The organism is Achromobacter animicus, from assembly GCF_040775605.1.
GTDB lineage: Bacteria > Pseudomonadota > Gammaproteobacteria > Burkholderiales > Burkholderiaceae_B > Achromobacter > Achromobacter animicus.
This window is the reverse complement of sequence record NZ_JAYGJK010000001.1, coordinates 5955616-5982390: the sequence shown is the minus strand read 5'-3', so window position 1 is coordinate 5982390 and position 26775 is coordinate 5955616. Positions and strand designations below refer to the sequence as shown.

Here is a 26775-nt window from a genome sequence, read left to right as displayed (position 1 = left end):
TATGGCGTTTTCGGCCATTAGATTCCATATAAAACTAGTACGATATGAAACGGCGCAAGCATCGTTTGCTCATCATCGCGACGCGAAGTTTTCAAATCATAGTTGGACCAGGATTTGCCATTGCAAGACCACTGGTCATGTCGTATTCAATCACCCGTGCTTTCGTCGCATTAACGTCCGGGGTAAGGAAAGAAAAAACCGGGCTTGATATGCTGCAAACACCACATACGTTGGCACGAAATATCTGAACGTCGCCGCTTGATTGAGTACAAAGAAGCTTCCAAAATATGCTGCTGCCAGAATGATCAAGATCCGATCGTGCCGGCTATATGTATTCCAACTGAGAAACATTATTGCGGCGGATAGCGGGATCCAAATTATGGGAAGGAATAGTATGCCTGTCGTTTCCTGAATCTTATTTACCGCTGTTAAAACCTTCGAACTTGATCCAGAACCGTCACATGTGCGAAGGAGTCCCTCCAACTGAGGCCACGGCTTCATGCAAGTCGTTCTTCCAATTATGTCGCCTTCACAAAGGCCCATCATGCATTCGTAGATCCTGAGTTTGGTCTTAATGTATATGATGGGGTGCTTAATTATCATCTGCAGCCATCGAGACTTTATCTCTGCTGACTGGTTCATTATGGCCATCGTCGGAATTGCAGCGTCGCTCCCCCAAATAAGGGGATTTATGGTTACAAATGAGTGGCGACTGGCGGCAAGTTCCGTGTCACCAAAACCTTCGAGCGACAATGTTGAATCTAAGGGAATACCGTTTTCCTTCGCTATCCTGATTGCCCCAGCCAGTTCCCAAGCAGGTGCGGACGCCGAACTATCTGGACCGACGAATCCCACAAAGGGGGGCACCAGCGCTATCGTAGAAAGGGCGAGAACAGTAATGGCGAACATACCTGCCTTTACCCTTTTTGTCACTTGCCGGAGTCGCCAGATGAAAAACCAAATGAATGGCACAAGGACGAGCGAATTCTGGCGGAAACCGAATAGAACGATGCAAGAGAAAAAAAAGATGATAAGCGGAAGCGTGCGTCTTGATGTCTCAAGCGCTTGAAAACAACCGACGGTGACCAAGATCGCGGCTAGCGTCCAAACGTCCGGGACGATGAAGCTTGCGTAAGTGAAAATAAGTGGAATCATAAACACGAAACCGACCCACCATGGGCGCTGGCATGAGGAGAAACGAATCCATGCCGCTCCCCCGAGCATTAAGTAGGCGATTTGTGCGATAAGAAATAACGGTGGACCAAATTCCGTAGCGGCAAATGGCACCATAAACCACGTCATCGTCGGGGCCAGCCAAAGTTCCAGGCCCCACGGAATATCAAGCTTGCCGATAACGGTGTAGGCGCCCGCCCATCTGGTCATGGTATCCGACATGACGATACCCGGTCCAAAACAGATGGCAGAAATTACAAGGACCGCGACCAGCAATATATAAGGCGCGCCATTATTTGCAAAAGCGCGCCTAAATCCCGGTCTGTCCAATATATCGATTTTATGCATTTTGACGCGAATGCGGTTCACTTGTCTTGCAGCACAAGTTTAATCGCCTGGAGACGCCCAGGTCCAAATATAAATTGAATTTGGTCCAGCCCCATGTGACAGTCGTGTTTGCTTGCCCTGCGCGCTTAGAGAGCGTGGGGGTTATTCGAAAGCCAGCGGTAAAACCGTGATATGCCCACGGTAAAGCCGACTTGAGGCGACCAGTCGAGCGAACGGTGCGCCGCTGATATGTCCAGCACATTCGAGGGAACATCGAATGCGCGGGCTGGTAGATACTTCCGTTCTGCAGGCCGGTCAACGACCGCTTCTATCGAATCCAGTAGCTCATTTACCGAGACGCCTATCCCGGAGCCGATATTTAAAACGCGCTCCTCGGTACGCCCCGGCTCGATGCAACGAATTAGCGCGCGTGTGACGTCTGAAATATGCAGATAGTCCCGAACCGACGACCCGTCGCCCCAAATATCCACGCTCTCTCCTCTCATGATCTTTCCCAGAAAGATCGCAATGGCTCCTTGATTGCCTCGCGTCAGCTGTCTTTCCCCATAAGGATTCGCCAAACGCAGGACCTGGTACTCCAACCCGTGCAGGGTCCGGAACATCTCCAGGTACTTCTCAATAGCGAGTTTGGTGATTCCATAGGAACAAATGGGATCGGTGGGATGGCTCTCTGGTATAGGGGTATACCGAGGATTTCCGTACACCGTGCCGCCCGACGAGGTGAAGATTACCTTTTTTACACCCTCGCTGACGGCCGCGGTGAGCAGTCGAACGCTGCCAATCAAATTGCTTTCGATGTCGTAGCAAGGATCGCCATTCGACGACTTCGGCAACGTCGTGGATATCAGGTGATAGCAAACATCGCAGCCTTCCAACGCTGATCTCACGTCATCCGAATTTTCAAAATTTCCGTCGAAATATTCGAGATTCTCACGAGGTTTGTGATGGCCGGTATGCAGGCGTCCAAAGCTACGAACGCGGTGTCCCGCCGCGAGCAGCCCATCGACAAGATGGGACCCTACGAACCCGCGCCCACCGAGGACGAGGCAACGTAGGGGCGTTGCGTTATCGGTCATCGTTTGAACCATTTGTCGGCCTTGAAAGAAAGTACCAGCCTTATGATTTTTGCCATGAACGGCCTCGATGCGAGAGCTTTCAGGCGCATCAAATCGCCAGCACTGAATTCAGTTGCAACGGCCGTGCTTTCCGCGGCAGTGATCGCGCCATCCCCGATGTAGCCAATGCTTGGGTACGTCATGGTGGGGTTGTTCCAGAGGTACCCGGGGCCGTTCGCATTCATCAGCATGAAGAGCTCATCGCCAAACCGTTGATAGATGGCTGGGTTTTTCTTGGCCATCTGCTCGTACATATAGAGAACGGTGCTCCGCCGGAACTGCCGAGCCATGGAATTGTGTCGCACACGATAGTTCACGAGCGGCTCAGGAATGGAAACTCCCTTGTACCCGAGGCTGGCCATCCGCAGCCATGCCTCAAAATCTTCCATTCCAAACATCATTTCTTGATCATTGATGCCGGCTTCCAGGAAATCCTTCTTCCGCACAACCTGGAACGCAGCGAGCATGTTGGCGGCCAGAAAGTAGGGGAACTCAGTGTCGAAGTTGAGCCAATAGCCTTCACTCTCACCAAAGTAATTTAGCCAGGAATAAACAAAGGAAACGTTGTCAAACTTCTTCAGGATGTGCGCGCACTGCGAGTAATACGTGGGCATGACGCAGTCGTCAGCGTCCAAGAAGGCAACGTATTCTCCTGTGGCCGCCCGAGCGCCCACGTTGCGCGCGTTGGCCAGGCCGCCATTCTCTATGTCCAGAATGCGAAGATGTGGACTCGTCTGACGCAGTTGCCCCAGCAGCTTAATTGCATCGGAATCGGTACTACCGTCATTCACAATGACGATCTCGATATCCGCATAGTCGCTGGCTGCCACGCTGGCCAGTGTGTCGGGAAGGAACGCGGCCAGGTTGTAGAAGGGTATAACGACGGAAATTCGCCCTGACACACTGCCCGAAACGTCTTGTGCAACGGGAGCAATGCGATCCACCTTGACGTCCTCATGCGCAAACGGATACTTCGCGGGTTGGGAGTCAGAGAGCGCGATCGTGCGAGCCAGATGCTGTGTCCGGTTCTGAATGAAGTTCGGTACCGAGCAAACATCCCGGATTCTTAGCTGGCCGTTGGAGCCAATTGTCTTCAATTCCGCGGGTGAACTTGCCAGCGCTTGCTGAATGGTGTCCTGAAAGCTGTTGGGTTGGTCCCAATCGAACACCCAGCCGCAGGATGAGTCGGACCCAACCATCTCGGCCTGCCCTCCGGACTTCGAGACGACGACGGGCATTCCCAGTTCCATGGCCTGCATGCAGACATATGGATAGTTTTCGTATATCGACGGCACCACAACGACTCGGGCCGAAGCAAAAATCGCAGGGAGTTGGTCCGTGGGAACTGGCTCAGACAAGGTGAGCAGGCCCTGATCGATGAAAGACGAATATCTGTTTTGGATATATGTCTTCATACTGATCTGCTTGGGCGACCAATGGGTATCACCCCCCACCATGCGCAGGCGAATCTTGTGCCCGGCCTCCCAAAGCGTCTTGAAAGCGCTTAGAAGTTGCACTACACCTTTACGGTATTCCAGTCTTCCCAGATAAATGCAGTCAAACTCCGGGACGTCTTCCCCTTTGCCAGACGGTTCAGATGCAGTTTGAAAGTGCGGGTAGGGGATGACTTCGATGGGTTTGTCAGTATGCTGCTGAATCTTCCCTTTCAGGAACTCAGAGGGGCTAAGCACAGCATCGGCCGCCCGCAGGCAAAATTTCTCGCACTGGCCCAACCAGTAATTGGGAAAGAGATATGACGGTTCCTGGTTGACCTGGGCGAGCTCGAAAACGGGCGTATGGGAATAGATGACGATACGGGTCGAAGTCAATTCAGGCGCGCCAGCCAGCTTTCGCTTTAACAGGAAATACGCCATTGCGCCATAGTCCTGAACCTCGATCATGTCGGGCGTTATTCCCGATGTCTTGATTCGACGGATGATTTCGTCGGCGATGCAATAAGACATCAAATGCCAGTAACCGAGTGCAGCCTGCAATTTCGGAGCAGCCACGACTGGAACGCGAACGAGCCCAAACCGTTCTTGCAGCGATTCTTCGCTGATTTCAGTTTGTCCAGGGTTCGCCCGCGTAAACACGGTAACCGAATGCCCGGACTCAGCCCATGCCATGCCAGCTTCGCGGCAGTAGGTGCTAATTCCGCCGCCGTACATGGGTGGGAATTCGGACGTCACAATCCAAACGTTTAGACTCTTCATTTATGGTTAATCCTATTATTATGAATGTTCCCGTCTACATCGAACCCGAGACGCTCGAAAAAAGTAAAACATTCGCCGCCGCTAGAGTTGCGCAGCCTATCGTTTCTGTAATTCTTGCGTCAGCCTGGACTGGTTTTCTTCAAGGTCGGAAATATATTGGCGCAGCTCGGCCATCTGTAGCTTCTGCTCGTTGCGGCTTTGCTCCAAAGCAACCACATACTTTTGAATCTCGGCCAACTGGTGGGCCTGCGACGCTAGCGCACGACCATTCTCCCGAGATTCTGCGACAAGCTGGTATTCAAACTTGAGAGCGAGCGCGGTCAAGCGCTCGATCTCGGACAAGTAGTCGTTTGCTGCATTATCGAAGAAGGCCGCAGGCGCTGAGTTCAGGCTGTCCGAATGCTTGTCCGCAGCCAGTATTCGGCCACAGAACAACATCGCGGCCGCCGTTTCGCGCAGGACGAACGGCGCGGGTGTTAGATGAGGCGCGGAAAAGTACTGCGCCATGGCACCTTGTACGTCCACAGCGGTTTGCCGCCAAGTCTGGCGAGCCGCGGCGAGGTCGCCGTCCACAGCTTCCAATAGCCCGAGCAAATATCCAGCCTGGGCGGGCTTAGTCAACAACGTAACGCTGAAGCTTGCCACGTCCGCATCAAGCACCCATCGAAGATATTCTTTCGCACCGTTGCGGTCGCCAACGCTCAGCGAAAGCAGCCCTTGAACGTACGCAAGGGAAACTTGCCAGCGCAGGACGCTTGGGTTGCTCGACGCTTGTCCATCGGCGATGTATCGTTTGATTGCTTCGCCATCAGCATCGTCAAGGACGATTTCTCGATTCAGAGCCAGATACGCGAGTATACAAAGGGCTGCTCCCGCATCGGGGCTATCCGACGAGGCCTTGATCAACGTTTGGCGGGCCCACTTTTCACGCAGACGACCATTGGATGTCCGAGAACCCAGAGCAACCAGGCTTCGAATCAGCCATGGATTTTCGTAATCTCGAGAAAATGCCAAGGCATTCCCCGTCGTTACCCGCTCTTCAGAGGTGTAACCCTTGTCAACGTACGGGACGTCCTCACCTCCGATTGGGGATTTGGCGGCAATCGCCAACAGCCATTCAGATTCGACGCCCTCTGTTTCGTCGAGGGCAATTTCGCGAAGCTGACGCGGGCGCCTTTCCCATTCGCATCGTCCGTTTGCTAGTTTCACCCTGTCTGCAGTCTGGCCGAACAGATGTTCGATTTCGAAACAGCCTTCCATCTGGGAGGTGAATTTCGGAATATCGTAAACGTGGAAATGATACGGGTTGGGATCTTCTCCCGTCTCGTCACTCCAGTCATTGGGAACGCTCGATATGATTCTGCCTCCAGGAGTCAGAATGCGGCGAAACTCCTTCAAGAGGTCAGCCGGACGCTCCACGTGTTCCAACGTTTCAAAGCAAACGACAACGTCCACGCTGTTGTCCGGGATGTCGAACAGGCATTCGGGTAGAAAGCCTTCCGAAAAGGTAATGGTCTGGTCTACGCTATAGCAGGCGTTGGCATAATCGATTGCGGAAGTGCTACCGTCGATACCCCTGAAGGACGACGCTGCCGTCAGGCCTTTCAAAGTATACGTGCCGTACCCGAGTCCACACGCGGCATCGAGAACTACATCACCGGGCCTGATGTATTTGGAGGCGAAATGATATCGTCCGACGTGAGCATCTGATCGAGTGCCCGTGTCTCGAAACATATCCATGTGCAGACTGCGCTCTTCATCCAGCGATGACAGCGGATATGCGGCTTCAGCTGCTGCGGGCATGCGTTCCAACAATATGCAGATCGAAGCGCCGTCACTATTCAGGCTTTCATAATCATTCACAGCGTAGTAGGCTGGATGCTTCCGGAAACCGGCTTCGAAGCAAAGGCGTTCCCACCATGCGCGATCTTGAACGGTCAAGCGCGCGGGATCCTGCGCGGCCGCAGTCGTTGCCACCTGCAACCAGACATAACGCTGCGCCACGCGGCGAATTTCGGATAGTGCCTGCTCGACTTTCCCAGTATGCACGTACTCCAGGCAGTCGACGATGAGAACGGTGCCGAATTCGGCGTCCTGAAACGGCAACTGAGTGACCGATCCAGACAAGTTCCCGCCAGTTATCTGACCGTCGGCGCCCTGCGCCGTCGCCGTGGACTCGCTAAAGCCGACAGCATCCACACCGTGTTTCAGCAGTGCCGTCACATGAGCTGAACTGGACCGGCCAAGGCATAATATCTTCGACATTCCGCATGTACGGATTACACGCTCAATTCCGCCAAGTACGGTCGGCTCGCGGTCGGGTACTTCCGAGTGGGGTGAAATCTTATTTACCACGATGCATTCATCCTCAAATCCGCGACCCCACCAAAGAAGTTTTCATCGCGATTCATCAAAATTTGGAAGAAAGCGGCTTCGTCGATCCAATGCAACATGCGTTGTCCCATGTAGTCCGGCGTTTCTTCAAACGTTACTGTTGCCTGAATCTCATACAGATTCATCCCCAACGGTGAGTCACACGACAGTTCAACCGCAAATGTCTCGCCCGCGGAGAACTTCTGGTCCCAGAATAGTGGAGTGCTGGCGGCCGAATTTCTTAACCGCATGTCTTGATTAAGTGTGCCCCAAGAGTAAATCTTGATGCCTTCCTTGTTCCTGATTCTCACGCCAACATTCAGGTTGGAAATGGGACTTAAGACCTCGCACGAAATCCGAATGCGAAGCGCGTCGCCCGGGAAGAACACAGTCGACTCTTGCCCCTCGCCATTCAATGTCTCCACTTTGACGATTCTGACCTCGCCATCCCCAAACGTAAGCTTGTCGGAGCGTGCCGTCTCCGCAGGCGAGGTATGGGCTTGCTCGTCGGATCGATCGGAGCCATCTCCCGTCGCTGCAGGCGTCACCGCAGCCTGGGCCTTGGCCGCGAGTTGTTTCGTGGCTGCCGTGAAGTACGACGATTCTTCGTCGTGCAGCTGCCGTCGGTACTCCAGGACCACGTCCGACGACTTGCCCCAGGTGACGGTCCGACCTTGCTTGAGGAGGAGGGCGCGACTGGTGAGCGTCCGAACGCTTTCCTGGTCGTGAGACACAAAAAGCAAAGTCGTTCCATCGGCTACCAGCTTCTCGATGCGCCGGAAACATCGCTTTTGGAAAAGCGCGTCGCCCACAGCCAGCGCTTCGTCAACGACGAGGATATCGGGCTCGACTTGAACCTGAACGGCGAAAGCCAACCGAATCAACATGCCGCTCGAATAGGTCTTGACGGGCTGATCGATAAACTGACCGATATCCGCGAACGAGGCGATGGCATCGAATCTTTCATCTATCTGTTGGCTGGTTAGTCCAAGCAGGGCTCCATTCATGTAAACGTTCTCTCGACCAGAAAACTCAGGATTGAAACCAGAGCCCAGTTCGAGCAACGCAGCAATACGGCCGGTCGTTTGAACGCTGCCCGCCGTTGGGGAAAGCGTGCCGCAGATCATCTGCAAAAGAGTGGATTTGCCGGATCCATTACGTCCAAGAATGCCCACACTTTCGCCCTTCTTAACCTCGAACGATACGTCTCGAAGTGCCCAGAACTCGTTGAAGTAATGGCTCGGCGGCTTTCCCACCGCGCGTTGCAGATGAGGGATGAAAAACTGCTTCAGCCTATCCCGCGGCGAGGAATAGATTTGATAGCACTTGCTAAGGTTCTCAACCGTGATTGCAGTATCAGAGGACATCAGCAAATCCCTTTCGCATTTTTTGAAACCATGCAAATCCCAGCCACGCGATCATGGCAGCTATTAGCGTGTAACCGCTGTAGAGCAACCAGTCGGGAGCCTTGCCCCAGATCAGGGCGTTTCGAACCGCTTCGACCACAGGAGTCATTGGATTCATCACCATGAACTCCTGATACTGTGCAGGCAGCGCGGAGATCGGGTAGAAGATCGGGGATAGAAACATCAGGGCCATGGTCAGGATGCTAATCACCTGTCCCACATCACGCAGAAAAACGCCTAGGGACGCCAAAATCCAGGTTATCCCAAGGGTGAAAAGCAGCAGTGGGAACAAGATTATGGGTAAAAGGAGTGCGGTTGCTGGCGGTATGCCTAGAAAAATAAGATAGAACAGCAACCAGACGCTCATGCTGATCAGAAAATGAAAGAGCGCAGCGCCTAGGGCGACGACAGGCAGAATTTCCAGGGGAAATATCACCTTTTTGACGTAGTTCGTATTCGACAGGATGAGACTTGGCGCTCTGTTGATCACTTCGGCAAACAGGTTGAACACCATCAGACCCGCAAACAAAATTATCGCGAACTGAGTTTTTGATTCGCTTCCGCCAGGCCAACGGGCTTTGAACACCACGCTGAACATGAATGTGTACACGAGCAGCATGAACACCGGATTGAAAAAGGACCAAACGATCCCGAGGAAGGATCCTTTGTACCGGCCAAGCACGTCCCGCTTAACCAGAGCTTTGATCAGGCCGCGATTGCTCCAAAGACTCTTGGTCAGTGAAGCCGGGGAGCCGCTATTCCGTTGCATTTTCACTCGCGAAATCGTTGTTTGAAGCGTACCCGGCAGGGTTGCGATGCTGCCAGCGCCAGTGGTCTTCGCACATGGCTGCCAAGTTTCGTTCGGCGCGCCATTGCAGTATTGACTCGGCATGGCGGGTGCTGGCGTAGCAAGCGGCGACGTCACCAGGTCTTCGAGGTAAAAATTCGTACGCGATGGTCTTGCCGCTCGCCTGCTCAAACGCGCGCAGGACCTCCAGGACGCTATAACCACGGCCGGTTCCGAGATTCAACTCGATGCATTGCGGCGGCGCCGCCCTTTCAATTGCCTTTACGTGCCCAATCGCGAGGTCAACGACGTGTATGTAATCACGCACGCCTGTTCCGTCAGGGGTGGGATAATCGTTGCCCCAGATATTCAATTTCTCGCGAAGCCCGATCGCCACCTGAGCAATATATGGCATCAAATTGTTCGGCGTATCCTTTGGGTCTTCACCGATCAAGCCGCTTTCGTGGGCACCGACAGGATTGAAATAACGCAGAATGGTTACGTTCCAATCCGGTGACGCTCGAAAGTGATCACGCAGCATGTCTTCAGCGATCAGTTTGGTGCGGCCATACGGATTGGTTGCCGATAAAGAATGCGCTTCATCAATGGGCAATGATACCGGTTCACCATAGACAGTGGCCGAAGAGCTGAAAACCAGCTTTTTCACGCCGATGGTCTGCATCGCAGTCAGCAGTGTAAAGGTGCCCACAACGTTGTTATGGTAGTAAGTCAAGGGATTCGTAACGGATTCGCCGACAGCTTTCAATCCCGCAAAATGGATCACCGAATCGCATTGGCTTTCCTGAAGTGCGCGCGTCAACGCACTTGCGTCGCGAATGTCGCCTTCCATGAATTGGATATCCGCGTTGGCAATACGCTCAACACGTTCAAGTCCCAGACGGCTGCTATTCGACAGATTGTCGTAAACAAAAACCTTATGGCCGGCCCGCAACAATTCCAAGCACGTGTGGGTGCCGATGTAGCCTGCGCCGCCGGTCACGAAGATTGAACTCATTTAAATAGTTCCGCGGTTATTAAAGGCTTACCCAGCTCGTCGGATTTCGACAGTATCGGGGGGGCGCCAAGCGGCCATCGTATATTTAGCGATTCGTCGTTCCACGCGATGCAGCGTTCATGCTGGGGCGCGTAATAGTCCGTAGTCTTGTACAAAACTTCCGCCGAGTCGGACAGGACCAGAAACCCGTGAGCGAACCCTGGCGGGATCCATAATTGCCGCTTGTTATCCGCAGACAAATTCTCTCCGACCCACTGGCCAAATGTCGGCGACGATCTGCGAATGTCAACTGCGACGTCAAACACTTCACCTGATATGACCCTCAGGAGTTTTCCCTGGGTATTTTCGATTTGATAGTGAAGTCCCCGCAAGACATTCTTCATGGACAGGGACTGATTGTCCTGAACGAACTCGACCCTCTGGCCAATGACCGTCTCGAATTGACGATGATTGAAACTCTCAAAGAAATATCCGCGCGCGTCCTGGAAAATCCTGGGTTCAATAACCTTAACTTCTGGAATTTCTAGAGAGGAAACTCTCATCAGTAGATCCTTTCGAGGAGGAGGCGCTTCAGGTATTGGCCATAGCCGGTCTTTTGGAGGGGCGTAGCCAATCCATCCAGTTGCTCGGCAGTGATCCATCCCTGGCGATAGGCGATCTCTTCGGGGCATGCCACTTTCAGACCTTGGCGATTCTCCAAAGTCGCGATGAATTGACTTGCTTCCAACAAGGATTCATGGGTACCGGTATCCAGCCAGGCATATCCCCGACCCATGATTTCCACGGAGAGATTTCCTTGCTGCAGGTAGACGCGATTCACATCGGTAATTTCAAGTTCGCCGCGCGGGGATGGCTTTATGCGTTTCGCGATGTCGACGACCTGGTTGTCATAGAAGTACAGACCGGTCACCGCGTAATTCGACTTTGGCGTCTTAGGTTTTTCCTCAATGGAGAGAACTTTTCCCTCGGAGTCGAATTCCGCCACGCCGTACCGTTCTGGGTCGTGGACATGGTAAGCAAATACGCTGGCGCCCGTCGTTCGCTCGTTGGCGCTGCTCAGCAAGCTTGCGAAGTCATGGCCGTAGTAAATGTTGTCCCCGAGTACAAGCGCCGAAGGCGAGTTGTCGAGAAACGATTCACCGATAATGAACGCTTGCGCCAATCCGTCTGGGGAGGGCTGGACCGCATATTGAAGGTTAAGGCCCCACTGCTCCCCGGAACCCAAAAGTTGCTGGAATCTCGGAATGTCTTGCGGCGTCGAGATAATCAAGATGTCTTGAATTCCCGTCAGCATCAAAGTGCTGAGCGGGTAATAGATCATTGGCTTGTCGTAAACCGGCAATAGCTGTTTACTAATGGCCAGCGTGGCCGGGTGCAATCGCGTGCCGGAGCCTCCGGCCAGAATGATGCCTTTGCGGTTCATAGGGGATACTCCATCGATGTAGTCAATTGATCCACGGTTCGGTTCACATGAACGGTCCAGTCGGGAAACTGTAGTAGCAACGCTTCGCTCAGCGCGGACGTGTCCAGGCAGGAATTTTTGGGGCGGGGTGCCGGCAGGGGGTAATCGTCCGTGGGAATCGGATGAATCTTCTCGGAGTTTGCCTTGATTGCCGCGCCGTTCGCGGTTGCGCGGGACACGATATGGCGCGCAAAGCCGTGCCATGTGGTTCGGCCGGCGGCGGTCAGATGATAGATGCCGCTCTTGCACAGCCCCTGGCGAAATCCCGCAATAGCCAGCGCGGTTACGTCGGCGATCAATTCCGCCGACGTGGGTGCGCCGTGCTGATCCGCGACGATGCGCAACTCGTCGCGCTCCTTCGCCAAGCGCAGTATTGTCTTGACGAAATTGCTTCCATGCGCTGAGAACACCCAGCTCGTCCGAAGAATCAGGAACGGGCAGCCGCTGGCCACAATGGCCTCTTCGCCTTGGCGTTTCGTGCGACCGTAGACGCTTAGCGGATTGGTAATATCCGAGGGTTCATAGGCTGCGGTTTTGGCGCCGTCAAAAACGTAATCAGTGGAGTAATGCACCAGCAACGCGCCGCGTGATCTTGCGTATTGAGCGATCACCGCCACAGACTCTGCATTGATTGCATGCGCCGTTTGCGTATTTGATTCCGCCTTGTCAACCGCGGTATAGGCAGCCGCATTCACGATCACGTCCGGTGAATGCGCTGCCAACACATCGATCAGACTTGCCGGAACTTCAAGATCCGCCTCTGCGCGGCTTAACGTGATCAACTCACCGAGCGGGAGCAGGGTGCGATGCAGCTCACTTCCGACTTGTCCGGTCTTGCCCAATAGAAGAATCTTCATAACGAGCCTAGATCCTATTGAGAATCGCTGCGATCAGCAGCCCGAGGTTGCCGAGCGGAGTCTGTCGATAGATCCCAGATCGCCATATTCCGAAGACGCGAGGGATCAAACTGCGTTGACGCGCCAAGGTGAACCGCTCGAAGGTGGACGAGCTGTCGTGCGACAGGCTGGAAATGATGGGCCGCATGGCAACGATGTGCTGGTCTGTCCATGCCTTCAAGTGGCCCTTGAACAGCTTGCCAATCCGTTGAAGGCGTGCGCCAAAGCCGGTGTTGGCGCCGATCAAATTCTCCGCATGTTGCCGATAAAGCAATGAAGGGATGGGGTCGTAGAACACCTGGCCGCCGCATCCGCTCACCACGATGTACACCCACCAATCGTGGGCTGCAACCTTAACGTCGGCGCCGGCCGACTTCAACAACTCGCGTGCGGCGTTGTTGAAGACCATGGTATTGCCGCCTGCCACGTTCTGCACCAAGGCGTTCTTGAAGGACGGCGGGCGCGTGAACAAGGGCGAGTATCCAAGTTTTCCGCCTGCTTCGTCCACCAGCTCGGTCCTGGTGCAATATAGCGCCGGGACGTCATCGGGGACAGTTTTGAGCCAGCGGACAGCCCGTTCAAGCTTGTCAGCATGCCATATGTCGTCTTGGTCCGACATTGCGTAATAATCAGCAGCGATTTCGTCGCGGCAGACAAGAGACAGGAAGTTCGCGGCAAAGCCCTTGCGTGGTCCCGCGCGGACAAAAAGGCGTTCTGGTCCCCAAGCCTGTTGGTACGATTTGAGCACCTCTTGCGTGTTGTCCTGGGAACCGTCGTCCGATACCCAAACGCTCCATTCCCGGTGCGATTGTGAGGCGAAGGAATCCAACTGTTCTGCAAGGTACTGGCCACCTTGATAGGTGCAGAGGAGGATAGCGACGTTCTGGCTCATCGTGCCATCCCCGAGAGAATGCGATTGAAGGGAAACGCTGTTGCCCACTGCTCAACGAATGGGTACGGGAAGTAAATTGGGGAAGCGCTCATGATTGCAGGAGGCCGCGATCCGGGTGGAGCGCAAGCCGTTGGCACATTCAGCCGTCGTACTGGGTGTTCACCCAGTCGCGATAAGCGCCGCTGGTGATGTTCGCGACCCAATCCTGGTTAGCCAAATACCATTCAACGGTTTTGCGAATGCCGGATTCGAAGGTTTCCGCCGGCTTCCATCCCAATTCCCGCTCCAGGCGCGACGCATCAATGGCGTATCGCTGATCGTGACCCGGCCGGTCCTTGACGAACGTTATCTGGTTCTTATACGGCTGACCATCGGCACGAGGGCTGAGCTCGTCGAGTAGCGAGCAAAGCGTGTGGACGACGTCGAGGTTGGCCTTTTCGTTCCAGCCCCCTACGTTGTAGGTTTCGCCCAGCTTGCCGTCGGCCAGCACCCGGCGGATCGCTGCGCAGTGGTCCTTCACGTACAGCCAATCGCGGATCTGCTGGCCGTTGCCGTAGATAGGCAACGGTTTGCCAGCCAGCGCATTGTGGATCACGAGCGGGATCAGCTTTTCGGGGAAATGGTACGGACCATAATTGTTGGAGCAATTGGTCGTGAGCACGGGCAGGCCGTAGGTATGGTGATACGCGCGAACTAGGTGATCACTGGCTGCCTTGCTGGCCGAATAGGGGCTGTTGGGCTCGTACCGGTTGGTCTCGTTGAAGGCGGGATCGTCCTTTTTCAACGAGCCGTAGACTTCATCGGTGGAGACGTGCAGGAAGCGGAACGCCGCGCGATCATCGTCGGGAAGCGCATTCCAGTACGCGCGCACGCTTTCGAGCAGCTGGAAGGTGCCAACGATGTTGGTCTGAATGAACTCGCCCGGACCGTGGATCGAGCGATCCACGTGCGATTCCGCGGCGAAATTGAGGACGGCGCGCGGCTTGTGCTCTGTGAGCAGTTGGCTGACGAGTTCAAAGTCGCCGATGTCTCCCTGAACCAGCTTGTGAGCGGGATTGCCTTTAAGCGTAGCGAGGTTGTCCGGGTTGCCCGCATAGGTGAGCTTATCCAACGTCACAACGGGCTCATTGGATTCCAGGAACCAGTCGAGTACGAAGTTGGAGCCGATAAAGCCCGCTCCGCCGGTAACAATAATACTCATTCTTATATAGTCCTTGAGCGATGAGCGCGGTGCGCGAACCCGCTCGTTAACCCTCAATTATGCCGCAACTGTCATGACGCCTTCAAACAAGTGAAACAAAGCGTTTGTCAAAACGAGGTGGTCACAACGGCATAGAAAGAGGCCACAATTTTGCCCTTGCAAATTCACGCAGGAGTTACGTGGCCTTACGGGCGACTGGGCTGGTCCAAAATATGTCCCCTTTACCAGTCGCCTTATTGAGGAAGCGCGCCACCACGAACAGGAGATCCGACAGCCGATTCAGGTACTGCCGGACCGGCGCATTCACGCTTTCCACCTCCGCGAGTGCCACCACCGCACGCTCAGCCCGCCGGGCCACCGTGCGCGCCATATGCGCCACCGCCGCCGGCCGCGAGCCCCCAGGCAGGATGAACTCGCGCAGCGGCGGCAGCGCCGCGTTGTAGTGCGCGAGCCGCGCATCCAGATAAGCAACCTGCTCTTGGGTGATCGCGGCATGGCCGGGGATGCAAAGCTCCGCGCCCATGTCGAAGAGGTCGTGCTGGATGGTGAGCAGGTCGGCGGACACGTCGTCCGGCAGGGTTTCAGTGAGCAGCAGGCCGATGACGCTGTTCAGTTCGTCCACATCGCCCAGGGCGGCGATGCGCGGGGCGTCCTTGGGGATTCGGGATCCGTCCCCGAGCCCGGTGGTGCCATCGTCGCCGGTGCGGGTGGCAATGACGGATAAGCGGTTGGCCATGGTTTTTTGATTGAGTGAGAAGAGTTGGAGGCTTGCTTCCGACGGTAAGCGCAGCCCGCAAGCAGAGCCGCCCCGCAAACAACCGTCAGGATTGTTGCGCACTGGCGGCGGAATGGTTGCATTCGCGCAGTATCCTAGCACTGTAAAAAGCGGCAGGAACGCCTTAGGCGCCCCGGCCGCTTGGATCGCATAGGGAGGTTACATATGGGTTTTAACCGCAAGTACGCAACGCCCATGGCCGTTGCCACCGCAATGGCTGTCGTGTCGCTCGCGACGCCAGTCGCTTTTGCGCAGCAGGCCGATGCCACGGGCGAGGTGCGGCGCGTGGACGCCGCGGCGGGCAAGGTAACGATAAAGCACGATGCCATCAAGGCGCTGGACCTGCCGGCGATGTCGCTGGTCTACCAGGCCGATCCGGCGTTGCTGGCCAATATCAAGGCGGGCGACAAGGTGCGGTTTACCGCTACGCGCAAGGATGGCAAGTACGTGGTGACGGCGATCACGAACTGACGCTGTCCCAAAGAAAAAACCCCGCCGCAAAGCGTTGCGGCGGGGTTTTTTTGCGTCTGCGGCGGGAGCCCGGGGCGTCAGAGCACGTAGCGGGCGAGGTCCTGGCTGCTGGCAGCTTCGGCCAGTTGCGAGTTGACGTAGGCGGCGTCGATCTTGACGTGCTTGTCCTGGCTGGACGTGGCGTCAAAGGAAAGCTCGTCCAGCAGCTTTTCCATCACGGTGTACAGACGGCGGGCGCCGATGTTCTCGGTGGTTTCGTTGACCTCGAAGGCCAGTTCCGCCAGGCGGCGCACGCCTTCGTCGGTGAATTCGAGTTCGACGTCCTCGGTCGCCATCAGCGCCGTGTACTGCTTGGTCAGCGACGCATCCGTGTCGGACAGAATGCGCACGAAGTCCTGGGCGGTGAGGGATTCGAGTTCGACGCGGATCGGGAAGCGGCCCTGCAACTCGGGGATCAGGTCGGACGGACGCGACAGGTGGAAGGCGCCGGACGCGATGAACAGGATGTGGTCGGTGCGGACCATGCCGTAACGCGTGTTGACGGTGGTGCCTTCAACCAGCGGCAGCAGGTCGCGCTGCACGCCTTGGCGCGAGACATCCGCGCCGCCGGACTCCTGGCGGGCGGCGATCTTGTCGATTTCGTCCAGGAAGACGATGCCGTTCTGCTCGACGTTGTTGATCGCAACGCTGCGCAGGTCTTCTTCGTTGACGCGCTTGGCGGCTTCTTCGTCGACGATGAGCTTGAAGGCTTCGCGCACCTTCATTTTCTTGGGCTTTTTCTTGTCGCGCGCCATGCCCGCGAACATGCCGCGCAACTGCTCGGCCATTTCTTCCATGCCGGGGGGGGTCATGACGTCCATTTGCGGCACGGTCTGCGCGACTTCGATCTCGATTTCCAGATCGTCGATCAGGCCTTCGCGCAGGCGCTTCCGGAACGTCTGGCGGGCGCTGTTGTCCTCGCCGCGCTGGGGCTCACCCGAGGCGCCGCGGGGCGGCGGAACCAGGGCGTCCAGGATGCGGTCTTCGGCGGCGTCCTCGGCCTGGGTGCGCACGCGGCGCATTTCCAGTTCGCGGGTCTGCTTGATGGAGTATTCGGTCAGGTCGCGGATGATGGTGTCCACGTCGCGGCCCACGTAGCCGACCTCGGTGAACTTGGTAGCTTCGATCTTGATGAACGGCGCGTTGGCCAGCTTTGCCAGGCGGCGGGCGATCTCGGTCTTGCCGACGCCGGTCGGGCCGATCATCAGAATGTTCTTGGGATGGATTTCGTGGCGCAGAGGTTCGGCGACCTGCTGGCGGCGCCAGCGGTTGCGCAGTGCCACCGCGACCGCGCGCTTGGCGCGGTTCTGGCCGACGATGTACTTGTCGAGTTCGGAGACGATCTCTCCGGGCGTCATGTTGGATGCGGACATGAGGGCGGATCCTTGAAGCTAGGGCGGGCTGGGAGGGCGCCGCGGCGCAGGGTGCGCCGCGCGGCAGGCGTCAGTCGCCCAGCGTTTCGATGACGTGGTTCTGGTTGGTGTAGATGCACAGGTCGCCGGCGATCTCGAGCGATTGCTTGACGATCGTCTCGGGCGGGAGGTCGGTGTTGCGCAGCAGGGCCAACGCGGCCGATTGCGCGTACGCGCCGCCGGAGCCGATGGCAGCCAGGCCGTGCTCGGGTTCCAGCACGTCGCCGTTGCCGGTGAGAACCAGCGTGTGTTCGGCATCGGCCACGATCAGCATGGCTTCCAGGCGTCGCAGGACGCGGTCGGTACGCCAGTCGCGGGTCAGTTCGACCGCGGCGCGCATCAGGTTGCCCTGGTGCTTTTCTAGCTTGGCTTCGAAGCGTTCCTGCAGCGTGAACGCATCGGCGGTGGCGCCGGCGAAGCCAGCGAGAATCTTGTCGTGGTACAGGCGGCGGATCTTGCGGGCAGTGCCCTTGATGACGATGTTGCCCAGGGTGACCTGGCCATCGCCGCCCAGCGCGACGCGGTTGCCGCGGCGCACACACACGATGGTGGTGGCGTGAAATTGTTCCATGCGTTCCTTCCGTTGAAAGTTTTAGCTGGGGGCGGTCGCCGGGATATCAAGTAGAAAAAAGGCCATGCGGTTAACCGGCATGGCCTTTCAGGGACGGAGCGGAAGCGGGACGGATCAGTCGCCGTACAGCTTTTGACGCATTTCACGGCGTTCCTGCGCTTCGAGCGACAGGGTGGCCGTGGGGCGGGCGAGCAGACGGGGGATGCCGATGGGCTCGCCCGTTTCTTCACACCAGCCATATTCGCCGCTATCGATGCGGGCGATGGATTGCTGCACCTTCTTGAGCAGCTTGCGCTCGCGGTCGCGGGTGCGCAGTTCCAGGGCGTGCTCTTCCTCGATGGTGGCGCGGTCGGCGGGATCCGGCACGAATTGCGTTTCACGCAGGTGCTCGGTGGTCTCGCCGGCGTTGGCCAGAATGTCCTGCTCGAGTTGTTTGAGCCGTTCCTTGAAGAACGCCAGTTGGCGGTCGTTCATGTAGTCCGACTCGGGCATGGCCAGCAATTCCTTTTCGCTGGGCAGATCAATCGCCGTATCGCTCGTCGACTTACTTGATTTTTTGGTTGCTGCCTTGGTAGCCATGTAAACACTCCACTATGAATCGATCCTGGCGCGGGCGTCCGTCCCGGTCCGTGTTACTTGTTGCCTACGCTATCCGTACCTCACAGTACTGCCTTCGTCGCATCGCGTCACGCAGGAATGGGGATTACCCCGCCAGGCACTGCTCCAAGCCCCGGGTAAAAATCTCCTGGGGCAGCTTACGTCCGATGAACACCATCTTGGTGGACGGTTTTTCGGCCGCGGTCCACGGCTTGCCGGGTTCGGCGCCCATCATCATGTGCACACCCTGGAACAACATGCGGCGGTTGATGCCCTTCATGTACAGGATGCCCTTGTAGCGCATCAGGTCGGGACCATAGACCTGCACGACGCCGCCCAGGAATTCCTCAAGGCGCGCGGGATCGAACGGCTTGTTGGAACGGAACACGAACGCGCCGATTTCGTCGTCGTGCTTGGGGTGGTGATGGTGGGCATGATTGCAGTGCGCGCCGCATTCGCCGTCGTGGTCATGATCGTGATCGTGGTCATGGCCGTGGCCGTGATCATGGTCGTGATCGTGCCCGTGGGCATGGTTGTGCGCGGCGTCCGGATGCTCATCGGCCAGGAACTCCGGGTCGATGTCCAGAATGGAATTCAGGTTGAAGCCGCTGATGTCGATGATGGACTTGAGGTCGACGTCGCCGAAGTTGACGGCGGTGATCGGTGCGCGCGGGTTCATGTGAACCAGACGGTGGCGCAGCGCTTCGTAGTCGACTTCGTTGACCAGGTCTTTCTTCGAGATCAGGATGCGGTCGGCGAAACCGACCTGCTTTTGGGCTTCGGGCTGTTCGTCGAGCGTGGACATGCCGTGCTTGGCATCGACCACGGTGACCACCGCGTCCAGGCGGTAGTACTCGGCGATGTCGTCATCCATGAAGAACGTCTGGCACACGGGGCCGGGGTTGGCCATGCCGGTGGTTTCGAGGATGACGCGTTCAAAAGTGAGTTCGCCGGCTTCGCGCTTGGCGCGCAGCTCGGACAGGGTACGCATCAGGTCGCCGCGCACCGTGCAGCAGACGCAACCGTTGGACAGCTCGATGATTTCTTCGTCGCTGTCCTGCACGAGCAGGTCGTTGTCGATGCTTTCGGGTCCGAACTCGTTTTCGATGACGGCGACGCGGCGGCCATGGAATTCGGTCAGGATGCGTTTGAGCAGGGTGGTCTTGCCCGCACCGAGGAAGCCGGTGAGGATGGTGACGGGAACCATTTTGTCCAAACTGCGCGGGGTGTTCATGGCGAAGCTGCTAGCGTGATGTCAGGGCGTGAAACACAGCGCCTGACGGGGTTTTCAGTCCCTGCCGATTGATGTCTGCCACAGGCTGCGAGAGCCACCGATAGCGGCCGGACGCAGGATTACAGCACAGTCGGGGGCAGGGGGCAAACCCCGGGCCAACCCGGGGGGCCGTGGCCGCCAGATGGCAGCCGATCGCCGTCAAGTATCGGGCGATACCTCTATTTTGGGGCGGTTTGCCTGAATTCAAGGGCGAGCCGGCGGCCCGGGAGCGGGCGGGCTTGAAATGGCGCGGCCGATGGGGCGCATCCTAAGGATGAGATGCGGCTCGAAATGGGGCTCATCAAAGGATGAGAGGTGCCCGGGATAAGGCCAATCCAAGGATGAGGCGCACCCAATGGATGAAACGCCTCAGGGGCGCCCGCCCGATCAGTGGTGATGATGGTGATGACCCGCGTCGGCCGGCTGGGTCTTCTGGCACTGCGGGCACAGCGCGCGGATTTCGGTTTCATGCGTGGCCAGCGCATAGCCCGTCTGGGCAACGCGTTCGGCCAACTGACGGCTCATGGCCGGGTCGGAGACTTCAGCGACGGCGCCGCAACCGGTACAGACGACGAGCAGGTCATGCGGGGCGCCGCCGGCGTCGTGGCAGGCGCTCCAGGCATTGACGGCGTCCAGGCGGTGAATGAGGCCTTCGTCCATCAGGAAGTCCAGGGCGCGGTATACCGTGGGCGGCGCAGCGCCCGGGTGGACGGCGCGCATGGCGTCCAGCAGCTCGTAGGCCTTGAGGCTGCGGCCATGGCGCAGCAACAGTTCGAGGACCTTGCGGCGGATGGGGGTCAGGCGGCGTCCGCGCTGCGCGCACAGCGTTTCGGCGACGCTGAGCTGAGCGCCAACGCTGTCGTTGCGGGGTGGACGGGACGGAGCGGACATGGCGGGCTTTATCTGAATGGGAAGCGCGCGCGACGCGCGCGCGAGATGCCTGGAAGGTAGCAGAAAACCCCCGCGTGCGGGAACCGGCCCTAAAGCCGTCATGGTTTAGTTATGATATAACATAATAAAACTGACGCTGGGTCGTATGTTGTTGCTGCGGTTGCCGCTTTCCCGTCGTTGCCGAATTCCGGTATTGCCTGCCATGTCCCATTTCTCGCTCCTGCCCTCGCGGCCCGGCGCCGCGCCCGGCCGGGGCTCGCCGCCCCGTTCCGCGTTTCTCGTTTCCGCCTGGCGCCGCATGGCTTACGCCCTGATGGCCGGCATCGCGCTGTGGGCGTTGACCGGCTGGGCGCTGGACTGGTGGCCGCGATGAACGCGGCGCCCATCACGGTCGAGCTGGTCGACGCATCGTTCGGCTGGCATGGGCGCGCGGCGTTGCGCGCGGTTTCGGGCAGCTTCGCGCCCGGCGGCATGACGGCCGTGGTCGGACCCAACGGCGCGGGCAAGTCGACGCTCATCAAGGGCATCATGGGCGTGCTGCGACCCATGACCGGCAGCGTGCGCATCCAGGGCGCCGGACGATCGGCGTTGGCGTGGCTGCCGCAGGCGGCGGAACTGGACCGCTCGTTTCCGACGACGGTGCTGGACCTGGCGGCCATGGGGGCGTGGCGCCGGGTCGGCGCATGGCGCGCGTTCAGCAACGACGAGCTGGACCGGTGCATGCACGCACTGGAAACCGTGGGCCTGGCTGATTGCGCGGGCCTCGGCGTGGATACGCTGTCGGGGGGGCAGATGCAGCGCGCCCTGTTTGCGCGGATGCTGGTGCAGGATGCGCCGGTGCTGTTGCTGGACGAACCCTTTGCGGCCGTGGACAGCCACACCGCCGAGGAACTGATGGCGCTGTTGTGCGGCCTGCATGGACAGGGCCGCACCGTGATCGCGGTGCTGCACGATCTGGACCTGGTGCGCGATCACTTTCCGGAAAGCCTGCTGTTGTCCGGTTCAGTGGTGGCCTGGGGCGACACCACCGCCACCTTGACCGAGGCGCATCTGAAGACGGCGCGCCAACGCCACGCGGGAGCTTGGGCATGACGCTCGTGGATTGGGTGGTATCGCCGTTCCTCGACTACGGTTTCATGCGGCGCGCGCTTGCGGGTGCTTGCGCGCTGTCGCTGGGCGCCGCGCCCCTGGGTGTCTTTCTGGTGCTTCGGCGCATGAGCCTGATGGGCGATGCGATGTCGCACGCCATTCTGCCGGGTGTGGCGGTGGGCTTTCTGATGGCCGGCCTGTCGCTCGGCGCGATGATGCTGGGCGGCATTGCGACTGGACTGGCCGTGGCATTGCTGGCGGGGCTGGTGGCCCGGCTGACGCCGCTGCGCGAGGACGCGAGCTTTGCCGCCTTCTACCTGATATCGCTGGGGCTGGGCGTGCTGCTGGTGTCCCTGCGCGGCTCCAACATGGACCTGCTGCACGTGCTGTTCGGCACGGTGCTGGGCCTGGACGACGCGGCGTTGCTGCTTGTGACCGCCACGGCCAGCGTGACCTTGCTTGTGCTGGCGGCCATCTACCGGCTGCTGGTTGCCGAATGCCTGGACCCGGGATTCCTGCGCGCCAGCGGCGGCATGGGCGGCGTGGTGCACATGGGCTTTCTGGTGCTGGTCGTGGTGAATCTGGTGGCGGGCTTTCAGGTGCTGGGCACGCTGATGGTGGTAGGCATCATGATGCTGCCGGCCGCCGCGGCGCGGTTCTGGGTGCGCAGCGCGGCCCGTCAGATTCCGCTGTCGGCGGCGATCGGCGTGGCGTCTTCGGTGGCCGGGCTGCTGGTCTCGTACCACTTCGACGTGCCGGCCTCGCCCGCGATCATCCTGGCGGCCGGCGCCTGCTATCTGTTTTCCATCGTGGGCGGCCCGCAAGGCGGGCTGCTGCGGGCAACGCGCCGCGCGCGCCCTGCCTGAGACTTCATAAGGAGATTGACCATGCGTTCGATTCTGCCGGCACGCCGCCGCGCACTGCTGGCCATGGCGGGCGTCTGCCTGTCGGCCGTCCTGGGAACCGCGCAGGCGGCCGAGCCGCTGAAAGTGGTGGCCAGCTTTTCCATCCTGGGCGACATCGTGCGGGAAGTGGGCGGCGCCGACATCAGCCTGACGACGCTGGTCGGGCCTGACGGTGATGCGCACGGGTACGAACCCACGCCGGGCGATGCGAAAAAGCTCGCGGATGCGCGCGTGCTGGTGGTGAACGGCCTGGACTTCGAGACCTGGCTGCCCAAGCTGACGAAGGCGTCCGGATTCGCCGGACAGACGGTGACGGCGTCCAAGGGCGTGACGCCCCGCAAGTTCGCGGGGCATGGCGATGGGCACGCGCACGGGGCTGATCACGATCATGATCACAAGGACGGACACGATCACAAGCACGGCGATGACCACGACCATGACCATGACGATGACCACGACCACAAGCCCGGCCATCACCATCACCATGGCGACGCCGACCCGCATGCCTGGCAGAGCCTGGCGAACGGCGTGATCTACGCGCGCAACGTGGCCGACGGCCTGGCCGCCGCGGATCCCGCGCATGCGCAGGCGTATCGCCAACGCGCCGACGCCTACATCGCCAAGCTGCAGACGCTGGACGCCACCGTGCGCAAGACCTTTGGCGCCATCGGCGCCGATCGCCGCAAGGTCGTCACCTCGCACGATGCGTTCGGCTATTTCGGCGACGCGTATGGCGTGACGTTCATCCCCGCAATGGGCGTGTCGACCGACGCCGAGCCGTCGGCGCGCGAGGTGGCCGCGATCATCGAACAGGTGCGGCGCGACAAGGTGCCCGCGGTGTTCGTCGAGAACATCAGCAGTCCCAAGCTGGTCCAGCAGATCGCGCGCGAGACCGGCGCAAAGGTGGGTGGTACGCTCTACTCCGATGCCCTGTCCAAGCCTGGACAGCCGGGCGCCACCTACCTGGAAATGTTTGAATGGAACGCACGCCAGCTTGCCGCGGCCTTGCAACCCTGAGCGCCGTGGCGGCGCTGCTGGCGGCGGGCGCCGCCAGCGCGCACCCGCACATGTGGATCGATGCGCGCGCGCAGATCGACGTCGATGCCGAACAGCGCATCACCGCCGTGCGGCAGGTGTGGCTGTTCGACGAAATGTTCGGCGCCTACGCGACGCAGGGGCTGAAAAAGGCCAAGGACGGGACGCTTCCCGCCGACACCCTGAAAGGCATGGCGCAGGATTGGATGAAGGCGCTGGGCGAGCCGATCTCGCATTACTTCACGCGCGTCACCGTTGATGGCAAGACCGCGGCATTCGCCGCGCCTCGCGACGCCCGCGTTGACTGGAACCCCAAGACCACACGGCTGACGCTGTCCTTCACGCTGCCGCTGGACAAGCCCGTCGCGCCGGGCGCGGGCGGCGCGCAAGTGGACATCTACGACCCCACCTATTTCGTGGCCTACGCATTTGAAGAGAAGGGGGCGGTGTCGCTCGGCGGTCCGCAAGGCGCGGCCTGCAAGGCCGACTACCGCAAGCCCAAGGAACTGGATTGGAAAACCATGCAGGAACTGGCCGCGATCCCGGCCGACCCGGACGCCTTGCCCGACGAACTGTTCGCCATTACCAAGGGACTCACGCACCGCATCGAGGTGCGATGCCCGTGAGCCGCTGCGCGCGCGCGCTGGCGATCGTCCTGCTGATGCTCGGTGGGCTGTCGATTGCGGCCGCGCAAGGCACGCATCCCTTTGGCGTGCCGGAAAGCGGGAGCGGCCTTGCCGGTCCCGGCTGGCTGTCCAGTTTTTTTGGCAGCGTGTCTGTCTGGCAGTCGCATTTCTACCGGCAACTGACGGGCGCTGTCCGTGCCTGGCAGGCGGACGGCGGCGCAGCGTGGGCCTTGGTCGGCCTGTCGTTCGCCTACGGCGTCTTTCATGCGCTGGGGCCGGGCCATGGCAAAGCGGTGATTTCGTCGTACGTCCTGGCCAATCGCCAGACGGCGCGCAACGGTGCGCTGCTGGCTTTGGCGTCTTCGCTGATCCAGGCGCTGGTGGCGATCGTGATGGTGGCGGTGCTGGCGTTGATCTTCAACGCGACGGCGGCGACGATGAACGAAGCGACACGCTGGCTGGAGCTGGCGTCGTATGCGTTGGTGACGCTGTTGGGCGTGTGGCTGGTGTGGGTCAAGGCGGTGAGGCCGTTGCTGCGGCGGGCTGGGGCGCGTGAACATGCAGCGCATGACCATGCAGATGCGCCGGTGCATGTGCACGAACACGCGCACGAACATGCGCATGGGCATGAGCACGTACACGAGGACGTACACGAGCACCGGCATGATCACGAACACGCGCACAAGCATGCGTACGGCAATCCGCAGGTTCAGGTCCAAGCGCATCACCACGATCATCACCATGACCTCGACTGCGGTTGCCGACACGCGCACGTACCCGCGCCGGAACAGGTTGCCGGTCCGATGAACTGGCGCCGCGCGTGGTCGGCGATTTTCGCGGTGGGCCTGCGGCCCTGCAGCGGCGCGTTGATCGTGCTGGTGTTCGCGTTGTCGCAGAATTTCCTTCTTGCCGGCGTCGCATCGGCGCTGGCGATGGGTTTGGGCACGGGGCTGACCGTGGCGGCGTTGGCTTGCCTGGCTGTCGCGGCCGGGAGCGCCGCGACGCGTCTGGGCAGCCGCCTGTCCGGCGCTGGCGCGGCGCGGCTGCGCTATGCGGTCGAGGCGCTGGCCGCAATGGCGGTGTTGCTGCTGGGCGTGATGCTGCTGGGCGGCATGTTGGCCGCGGGCGGGTAGGCGATGCTCGCGTGCGGGCCGGGCGTTTGATCAGGCTGGACGAGCGCCCCGCCAAGAAAGGTCAGGATTTGCGCCCAGCGCGCGGATGGGCCTGGTCGTAGGCCTTGGCCAGATGCTGGAAATCCAGCCGCGTGTAGATCTGCGTGGTCGAGATGTTCGCGTGGCCCAGCATCTCCTGCACGGCGCGCAGGTCTTGCGCGGATTGCAGGACGTGGCTGGCGAAACTGTGGCGCAGCACGTGGGGGTGCACATGCGTGGGCACGCCCGCCGTCTGCGCGATGCGCGCAAGCTGCAACTGCACCACGCGGGGTGAAATGCGGCGTCCGCGGGCGCCCAGGAATAACGCGGCCGCGTCTGCGGGCGGCGGCGAGGGCAGCGCAAGCTGCGGACGCACCTCGATCCACTTGCGCAGCGCGGCCAGGGCCTGCTGACCGACCGGCACTGAGCGGCGTTTACCGCCCTTGCCCAGCACCACGACTTCGGCATCATCCAGATTCAGCCAGCCGCGCGACTCGTAATCGGTGGTGCGCTCGTAGCGCAGGTCCAGTCCCACCAATTCCGACAGCCGCAGTCCGCTGGAATACAACAGCTCGAACATGGCCTGGTCGCGCAGCGCGGCCGGTTCGGTGGCGACCTGTGCCGGCGCGCTTTCCAGCAGAGCCTGGGTCTGTTCGACCGACAAGGCCTTGGGCAGGCCACGGGGCGCTTTGGGCGCGCGTACGCCCGCGACGGGATTGCCGGCCAGTTCGACGGCCGGCGCCCACCATTGATAGAAACCGCGCCACGCCGCGAGTGTGCGGGCGAGACTGCGCGGACCGCGGCCCTGCGCGTGCAGGCGCGCGACGAACTGCCGGATGTGGCCGTTGCCAAGCTTGTCGAGCGGCAGACCGGCCTTGTCGGCCAGTTCGCGCAGAAAATGCAGTTCGCGCCGGTAGCCGTCCAGCGTATGGGGCGAGTACCGGCGGTTGGTCTCCAGATGGCGCAGCCAGGCGCGCATCGGATCCGGCAGCGGGGGCGGATTGTTGGCTTGCTCGGTTACTTGCTCGGCTTCTTGCTCCGCATTCTGCTCGGCGTTCT

At 59.4% G+C, this 26775-nt stretch carries 26 protein-coding genes; 7 read left to right on the top strand and 19 right to left on the bottom strand.

Features of this window, described 5'->3' with window-relative positions:
• Positions 1-150 precede the first annotated feature (150 nt).
• The 13 genes from AB3147_RS27350 to AB3147_RS27290 all read right to left on the bottom strand — a co-directional run bounded on the left by AB3147_RS27350 (position 151) and on the right by AB3147_RS27290 (position 15617).
• Complete coding sequence (locus AB3147_RS27350) at positions 151-1542, bottom strand: hypothetical protein (RefSeq protein WP_367353453.1); 1392 nt, start codon at positions 1540-1542, stop codon at positions 151-153.
• 104 nt (positions 1543-1646) lie between these two features.
• Positions 1647-2597: an NAD-dependent epimerase/dehydratase family protein gene (locus AB3147_RS27345; protein WP_218342542.1), complete on the bottom strand. Its 951-nt coding sequence runs from the start codon at positions 2595-2597 to the stop codon at positions 1647-1649.
• The gene (locus AB3147_RS27340) at positions 2594-4849 is read right to left on the bottom strand and encodes a glycosyltransferase (protein ID WP_367353452.1); all 2256 of its coding nucleotides are present in this window, start codon (positions 4847-4849) and stop codon (positions 2594-2596) included. Before AB3147_RS27340 ends, AB3147_RS27345 begins: the two co-directional genes overlap by 4 nt.
• Positions 4850-4945: 96 nt before the next feature.
• Positions 4946-7114: a methyltransferase domain-containing protein gene (locus AB3147_RS27335; protein ID WP_367353451.1), complete on the bottom strand. Its 2169-nt coding sequence runs from the start codon at positions 7112-7114 to the stop codon at positions 4946-4948.
• Between the two features lie 83 nt (positions 7115-7197).
• Positions 7198-8589 (bottom strand): ABC transporter ATP-binding protein, encoded by a 1392-nt coding sequence (locus AB3147_RS27330; RefSeq protein WP_175136866.1) that lies wholly within the window; start codon positions 8587-8589, stop codon positions 7198-7200.
• The gene (locus tag AB3147_RS27325) at positions 8579-9397 is read right to left on the bottom strand and encodes an ABC transporter permease (protein ID WP_175124901.1); all 819 of its coding nucleotides are present in this window, start codon (positions 9395-9397) and stop codon (positions 8579-8581) included. Before AB3147_RS27325 ends, AB3147_RS27330 begins: the two co-directional genes overlap by 11 nt.
• Positions 9384-10430 (bottom strand): UDP-glucose 4-epimerase GalE, encoded by a 1047-nt coding sequence (gene galE, locus AB3147_RS27320; RefSeq protein ID WP_367353450.1) that lies wholly within the window; start codon positions 10428-10430, stop codon positions 9384-9386. The genes AB3147_RS27325 and galE overlap by 14 nt, the downstream gene beginning before the upstream one ends.
• Entirely contained in the window at positions 10427-10972 is a 546-nt protein-coding gene (gene rfbC / locus AB3147_RS27315; RefSeq protein ID WP_367353449.1) for a dTDP-4-dehydrorhamnose 3,5-epimerase, read from the bottom strand. The genes galE and rfbC overlap by 4 nt, the downstream gene beginning before the upstream one ends.
• Positions 10972-11853 (bottom strand): glucose-1-phosphate thymidylyltransferase RfbA, encoded by an 882-nt coding sequence (gene rfbA, locus AB3147_RS27310; protein ID WP_175136863.1) that lies wholly within the window; start codon positions 11851-11853, stop codon positions 10972-10974. The genes rfbC and rfbA overlap by 1 nt, the downstream gene beginning before the upstream one ends.
• On the bottom strand, positions 11850-12749 hold the full coding sequence (gene rfbD, locus AB3147_RS27305) for a dTDP-4-dehydrorhamnose reductase (protein ID WP_218342546.1): 900 nt from the start codon (positions 12747-12749) through the stop codon (positions 11850-11852). The genes rfbA and rfbD overlap by 4 nt, the downstream gene beginning before the upstream one ends.
• A gap of 7 nt (positions 12750-12756) precedes the next feature.
• The gene (locus AB3147_RS27300) at positions 12757-13680 is read right to left on the bottom strand and encodes a glycosyltransferase family 2 protein (protein ID WP_367353448.1); all 924 of its coding nucleotides are present in this window, start codon (positions 13678-13680) and stop codon (positions 12757-12759) included.
• A 139-nt stretch (positions 13681-13819) separates the two neighbouring features.
• Positions 13820-14881: a dTDP-glucose 4,6-dehydratase gene (gene rfbB / locus AB3147_RS27295; RefSeq protein WP_218342547.1), complete on the bottom strand. Its 1062-nt coding sequence runs from the start codon at positions 14879-14881 to the stop codon at positions 13820-13822.
• Positions 14882-15056: 175 nt separating this feature from the next.
• Positions 15057-15617 carry a cob(I)yrinic acid a,c-diamide adenosyltransferase gene (locus tag AB3147_RS27290; protein ID WP_367353447.1) on the bottom strand — a complete coding sequence of 187 codons (561 nt, stop codon included), beginning with the start codon at positions 15615-15617 and terminating at the stop codon, positions 15057-15059.
• Between the two features lie 204 nt (positions 15618-15821).
• On the opposite strand from AB3147_RS27290, the gene AB3147_RS27285 reads away from it, so the two are divergent.
• The gene (locus AB3147_RS27285; RefSeq protein ID WP_175124908.1) at positions 15822-16127 is read left to right on the top strand and encodes a copper-binding protein; all 306 of its coding nucleotides are present in this window, start codon (positions 15822-15824) and stop codon (positions 16125-16127) included.
• Between the two features lie 77 nt (positions 16128-16204).
• Here AB3147_RS27285 and hslU read toward each other — a convergent pair whose 3' ends face one another.
• The 5 genes from hslU to AB3147_RS27260 form a co-directional block, all read right to left on the bottom strand.
• Positions 16205-17539: an ATP-dependent protease ATPase subunit HslU gene (gene hslU / locus AB3147_RS27280; RefSeq protein WP_175124909.1), complete on the bottom strand. Its 1335-nt coding sequence runs from the start codon at positions 17537-17539 to the stop codon at positions 16205-16207.
• Between the two features lie 70 nt (positions 17540-17609).
• Positions 17610-18149: an ATP-dependent protease subunit HslV gene (gene hslV, locus AB3147_RS27275; protein WP_054430777.1), complete on the bottom strand. Its 540-nt coding sequence runs from the start codon at positions 18147-18149 to the stop codon at positions 17610-17612.
• 114 nt (positions 18150-18263) lie between these two features.
• Positions 18264-18728 (bottom strand): RNA polymerase-binding protein DksA, encoded by a 465-nt coding sequence (gene dksA, locus AB3147_RS27270; protein ID WP_056327244.1) that lies wholly within the window; start codon positions 18726-18728, stop codon positions 18264-18266.
• Between the two features lie 124 nt (positions 18729-18852).
• Positions 18853-19980 (bottom strand): CobW family GTP-binding protein, encoded by a 1128-nt coding sequence (locus AB3147_RS27265; RefSeq protein ID WP_191577591.1) that lies wholly within the window; start codon positions 19978-19980, stop codon positions 18853-18855.
• Positions 19981-20406: 426 nt separating this feature from the next.
• Positions 20407-20910: a Fur family transcriptional regulator gene (locus AB3147_RS27260; RefSeq protein WP_056327248.1), complete on the bottom strand. Its 504-nt coding sequence runs from the start codon at positions 20908-20910 to the stop codon at positions 20407-20409.
• 202 nt (positions 20911-21112) lie between these two features.
• Here AB3147_RS27260 and AB3147_RS27255 point away from each other — a divergent pair, with 202 nt between their 5' ends.
• From AB3147_RS27255 to AB3147_RS27230, 6 genes are read left to right on the top strand one after another with little or no spacing between them, the layout of a single operon-like run.
• Positions 21113-21283 carry a hypothetical protein gene (locus AB3147_RS27255; protein ID WP_367353446.1) on the top strand — a complete coding sequence of 57 codons (171 nt, stop codon included), beginning with the start codon at positions 21113-21115 and terminating at the stop codon, positions 21281-21283.
• Positions 21280-22002, top strand: coding sequence for a metal ABC transporter ATP-binding protein (locus AB3147_RS27250; protein WP_175136857.1), 723 nt, complete (start codon positions 21280-21282; stop codon positions 22000-22002). Before AB3147_RS27255 ends, AB3147_RS27250 begins: the two co-directional genes overlap by 4 nt.
• Positions 21999-22865, top strand: coding sequence for a metal ABC transporter permease (locus tag AB3147_RS27245; RefSeq protein ID WP_218342551.1), 867 nt, complete (start codon positions 21999-22001; stop codon positions 22863-22865). Before AB3147_RS27250 ends, AB3147_RS27245 begins: the two co-directional genes overlap by 4 nt.
• A gap of 21 nt (positions 22866-22886) precedes the next feature.
• The gene (locus AB3147_RS27240) at positions 22887-23921 is read left to right on the top strand and encodes a metal ABC transporter solute-binding protein, Zn/Mn family (protein ID WP_367353445.1); all 1035 of its coding nucleotides are present in this window, start codon (positions 22887-22889) and stop codon (positions 23919-23921) included.
• A complete protein-coding gene (locus tag AB3147_RS27235) occupies positions 23882-24565 on the top strand; it encodes a DUF1007 family protein (protein ID WP_175136854.1) in 684 nt (227 codons plus the stop codon). The genes AB3147_RS27240 and AB3147_RS27235 overlap by 40 nt, the downstream gene beginning before the upstream one ends.
• The gene (locus AB3147_RS27230) at positions 24556-25698 is read left to right on the top strand and encodes a HoxN/HupN/NixA family nickel/cobalt transporter (protein WP_438861012.1); all 1143 of its coding nucleotides are present in this window, start codon (positions 24556-24558) and stop codon (positions 25696-25698) included. The genes AB3147_RS27235 and AB3147_RS27230 overlap by 10 nt, the downstream gene beginning before the upstream one ends.
• 61 nt (positions 25699-25759) lie before the next feature.
• Here the strand turns inward: AB3147_RS27230 and xerC are convergent, their stop codons facing one another.
• A complete protein-coding gene (gene xerC / locus AB3147_RS27225; protein ID WP_367353599.1) occupies positions 25760-26695 on the bottom strand; it encodes a tyrosine recombinase XerC in 936 nt (311 codons plus the stop codon).
• Positions 26696-26775: the final 80 nt, after the last annotated feature.

Coding starts and splice junctions, on each gene's coding strand:
- AB3147_RS27235 (WP_175136854.1), top strand. CDS start 23,882: ATGGAACGCACGCCAGCTTGCCGCGGCCTTGCAACCCTGAGCGCCGTG.
- AB3147_RS27255 (WP_367353446.1), top strand. CDS start 21,113: ATGTCCCATTTCTCGCTCCTGCCCTCGCGGCCCGGCGCCGCGCCCGGC.
- rfbA (WP_175136863.1), bottom strand. CDS start 11,853: ATGAACCGCAAAGGCATCATTCTGGCCGGAGGCTCCGGCACGCGATTG.
- AB3147_RS27325 (WP_175124901.1), bottom strand. CDS start 9,397: ATGCAACGGAATAGCGGCTCCCCGGCTTCACTGACCAAGAGTCTTTGG.
- AB3147_RS27230 (WP_438861012.1), top strand. CDS start 24,556: ATGCCCGTGAGCCGCTGCGCGCGCGCGCTGGCGATCGTCCTGCTGATG.
- rfbB (WP_218342547.1), bottom strand. CDS start 14,881: ATGAGTATTATTGTTACCGGCGGAGCGGGCTTTATCGGCTCCAACTTC.
- AB3147_RS27340 (WP_367353452.1), bottom strand. CDS start 4,849: ATGAAGAGTCTAAACGTTTGGATTGTGACGTCCGAATTCCCACCCATG.
- AB3147_RS27285 (WP_175124908.1), top strand. CDS start 15,822: ATGGGTTTTAACCGCAAGTACGCAACGCCCATGGCCGTTGCCACCGCA.
- AB3147_RS27245 (WP_218342551.1), top strand. CDS start 21,999: ATGACGCTCGTGGATTGGGTGGTATCGCCGTTCCTCGACTACGGTTTC.
- hslU (WP_175124909.1), bottom strand. CDS start 17,539: ATGTCCGCATCCAACATGACGCCCGGAGAGATCGTCTCCGAACTCGAC.
- galE (WP_367353450.1), bottom strand. CDS start 10,430: ATGAGTTCAATCTTCGTGACCGGCGGCGCAGGCTACATCGGCACCCAC.
- dksA (WP_056327244.1), bottom strand. CDS start 18,728: ATGGCTACCAAGGCAGCAACCAAAAAATCAAGTAAGTCGACGAGCGAT.
- AB3147_RS27250 (WP_175136857.1), top strand. CDS start 21,280: ATGAACGCGGCGCCCATCACGGTCGAGCTGGTCGACGCATCGTTCGGC.
- rfbC (WP_367353449.1), bottom strand. CDS start 10,972: ATGAGAGTTTCCTCTCTAGAAATTCCAGAAGTTAAGGTTATTGAACCC.
- AB3147_RS27265 (WP_191577591.1), bottom strand. CDS start 19,980: ATGAACACCCCGCGCAGTTTGGACAAAATGGTTCCCGTCACCATCCTC.
- AB3147_RS27290 (WP_367353447.1), bottom strand. CDS start 15,617: ATGGCCAACCGCTTATCCGTCATTGCCACCCGCACCGGCGACGATGGC.
- AB3147_RS27300 (WP_367353448.1), bottom strand. CDS start 13,680: ATGAGCCAGAACGTCGCTATCCTCCTCTGCACCTATCAAGGTGGCCAG.
- AB3147_RS27240 (WP_367353445.1), top strand. CDS start 22,887: ATGCGTTCGATTCTGCCGGCACGCCGCCGCGCACTGCTGGCCATGGCG.
- rfbD (WP_218342546.1), bottom strand. CDS start 12,749: ATGAAGATTCTTCTATTGGGCAAGACCGGACAAGTCGGAAGTGAGCTG.
- AB3147_RS27335 (WP_367353451.1), bottom strand. CDS start 7,114: ATGTCGAAGATATTATGCCTTGGCCGGTCCAGTTCAGCTCATGTGACG.
- AB3147_RS27260 (WP_056327248.1), bottom strand. CDS start 20,910: ATGTCCGCTCCGTCCCGTCCACCCCGCAACGACAGCGTTGGCGCTCAG.
- hslV (WP_054430777.1), bottom strand. CDS start 18,149: ATGGAACAATTTCACGCCACCACCATCGTGTGTGTGCGCCGCGGCAAC.
- xerC (WP_367353599.1), bottom strand. CDS start 26,695: ATGCGCGCCTGGCTGCGCCATCTGGAGACCAACCGCCGGTACTCGCCC.
- AB3147_RS27345 (WP_218342542.1), bottom strand. CDS start 2,597: ATGACCGATAACGCAACGCCCCTACGTTGCCTCGTCCTCGGTGGGCGC.
- AB3147_RS27330 (WP_175136866.1), bottom strand. CDS start 8,589: ATGTCCTCTGATACTGCAATCACGGTTGAGAACCTTAGCAAGTGCTAT.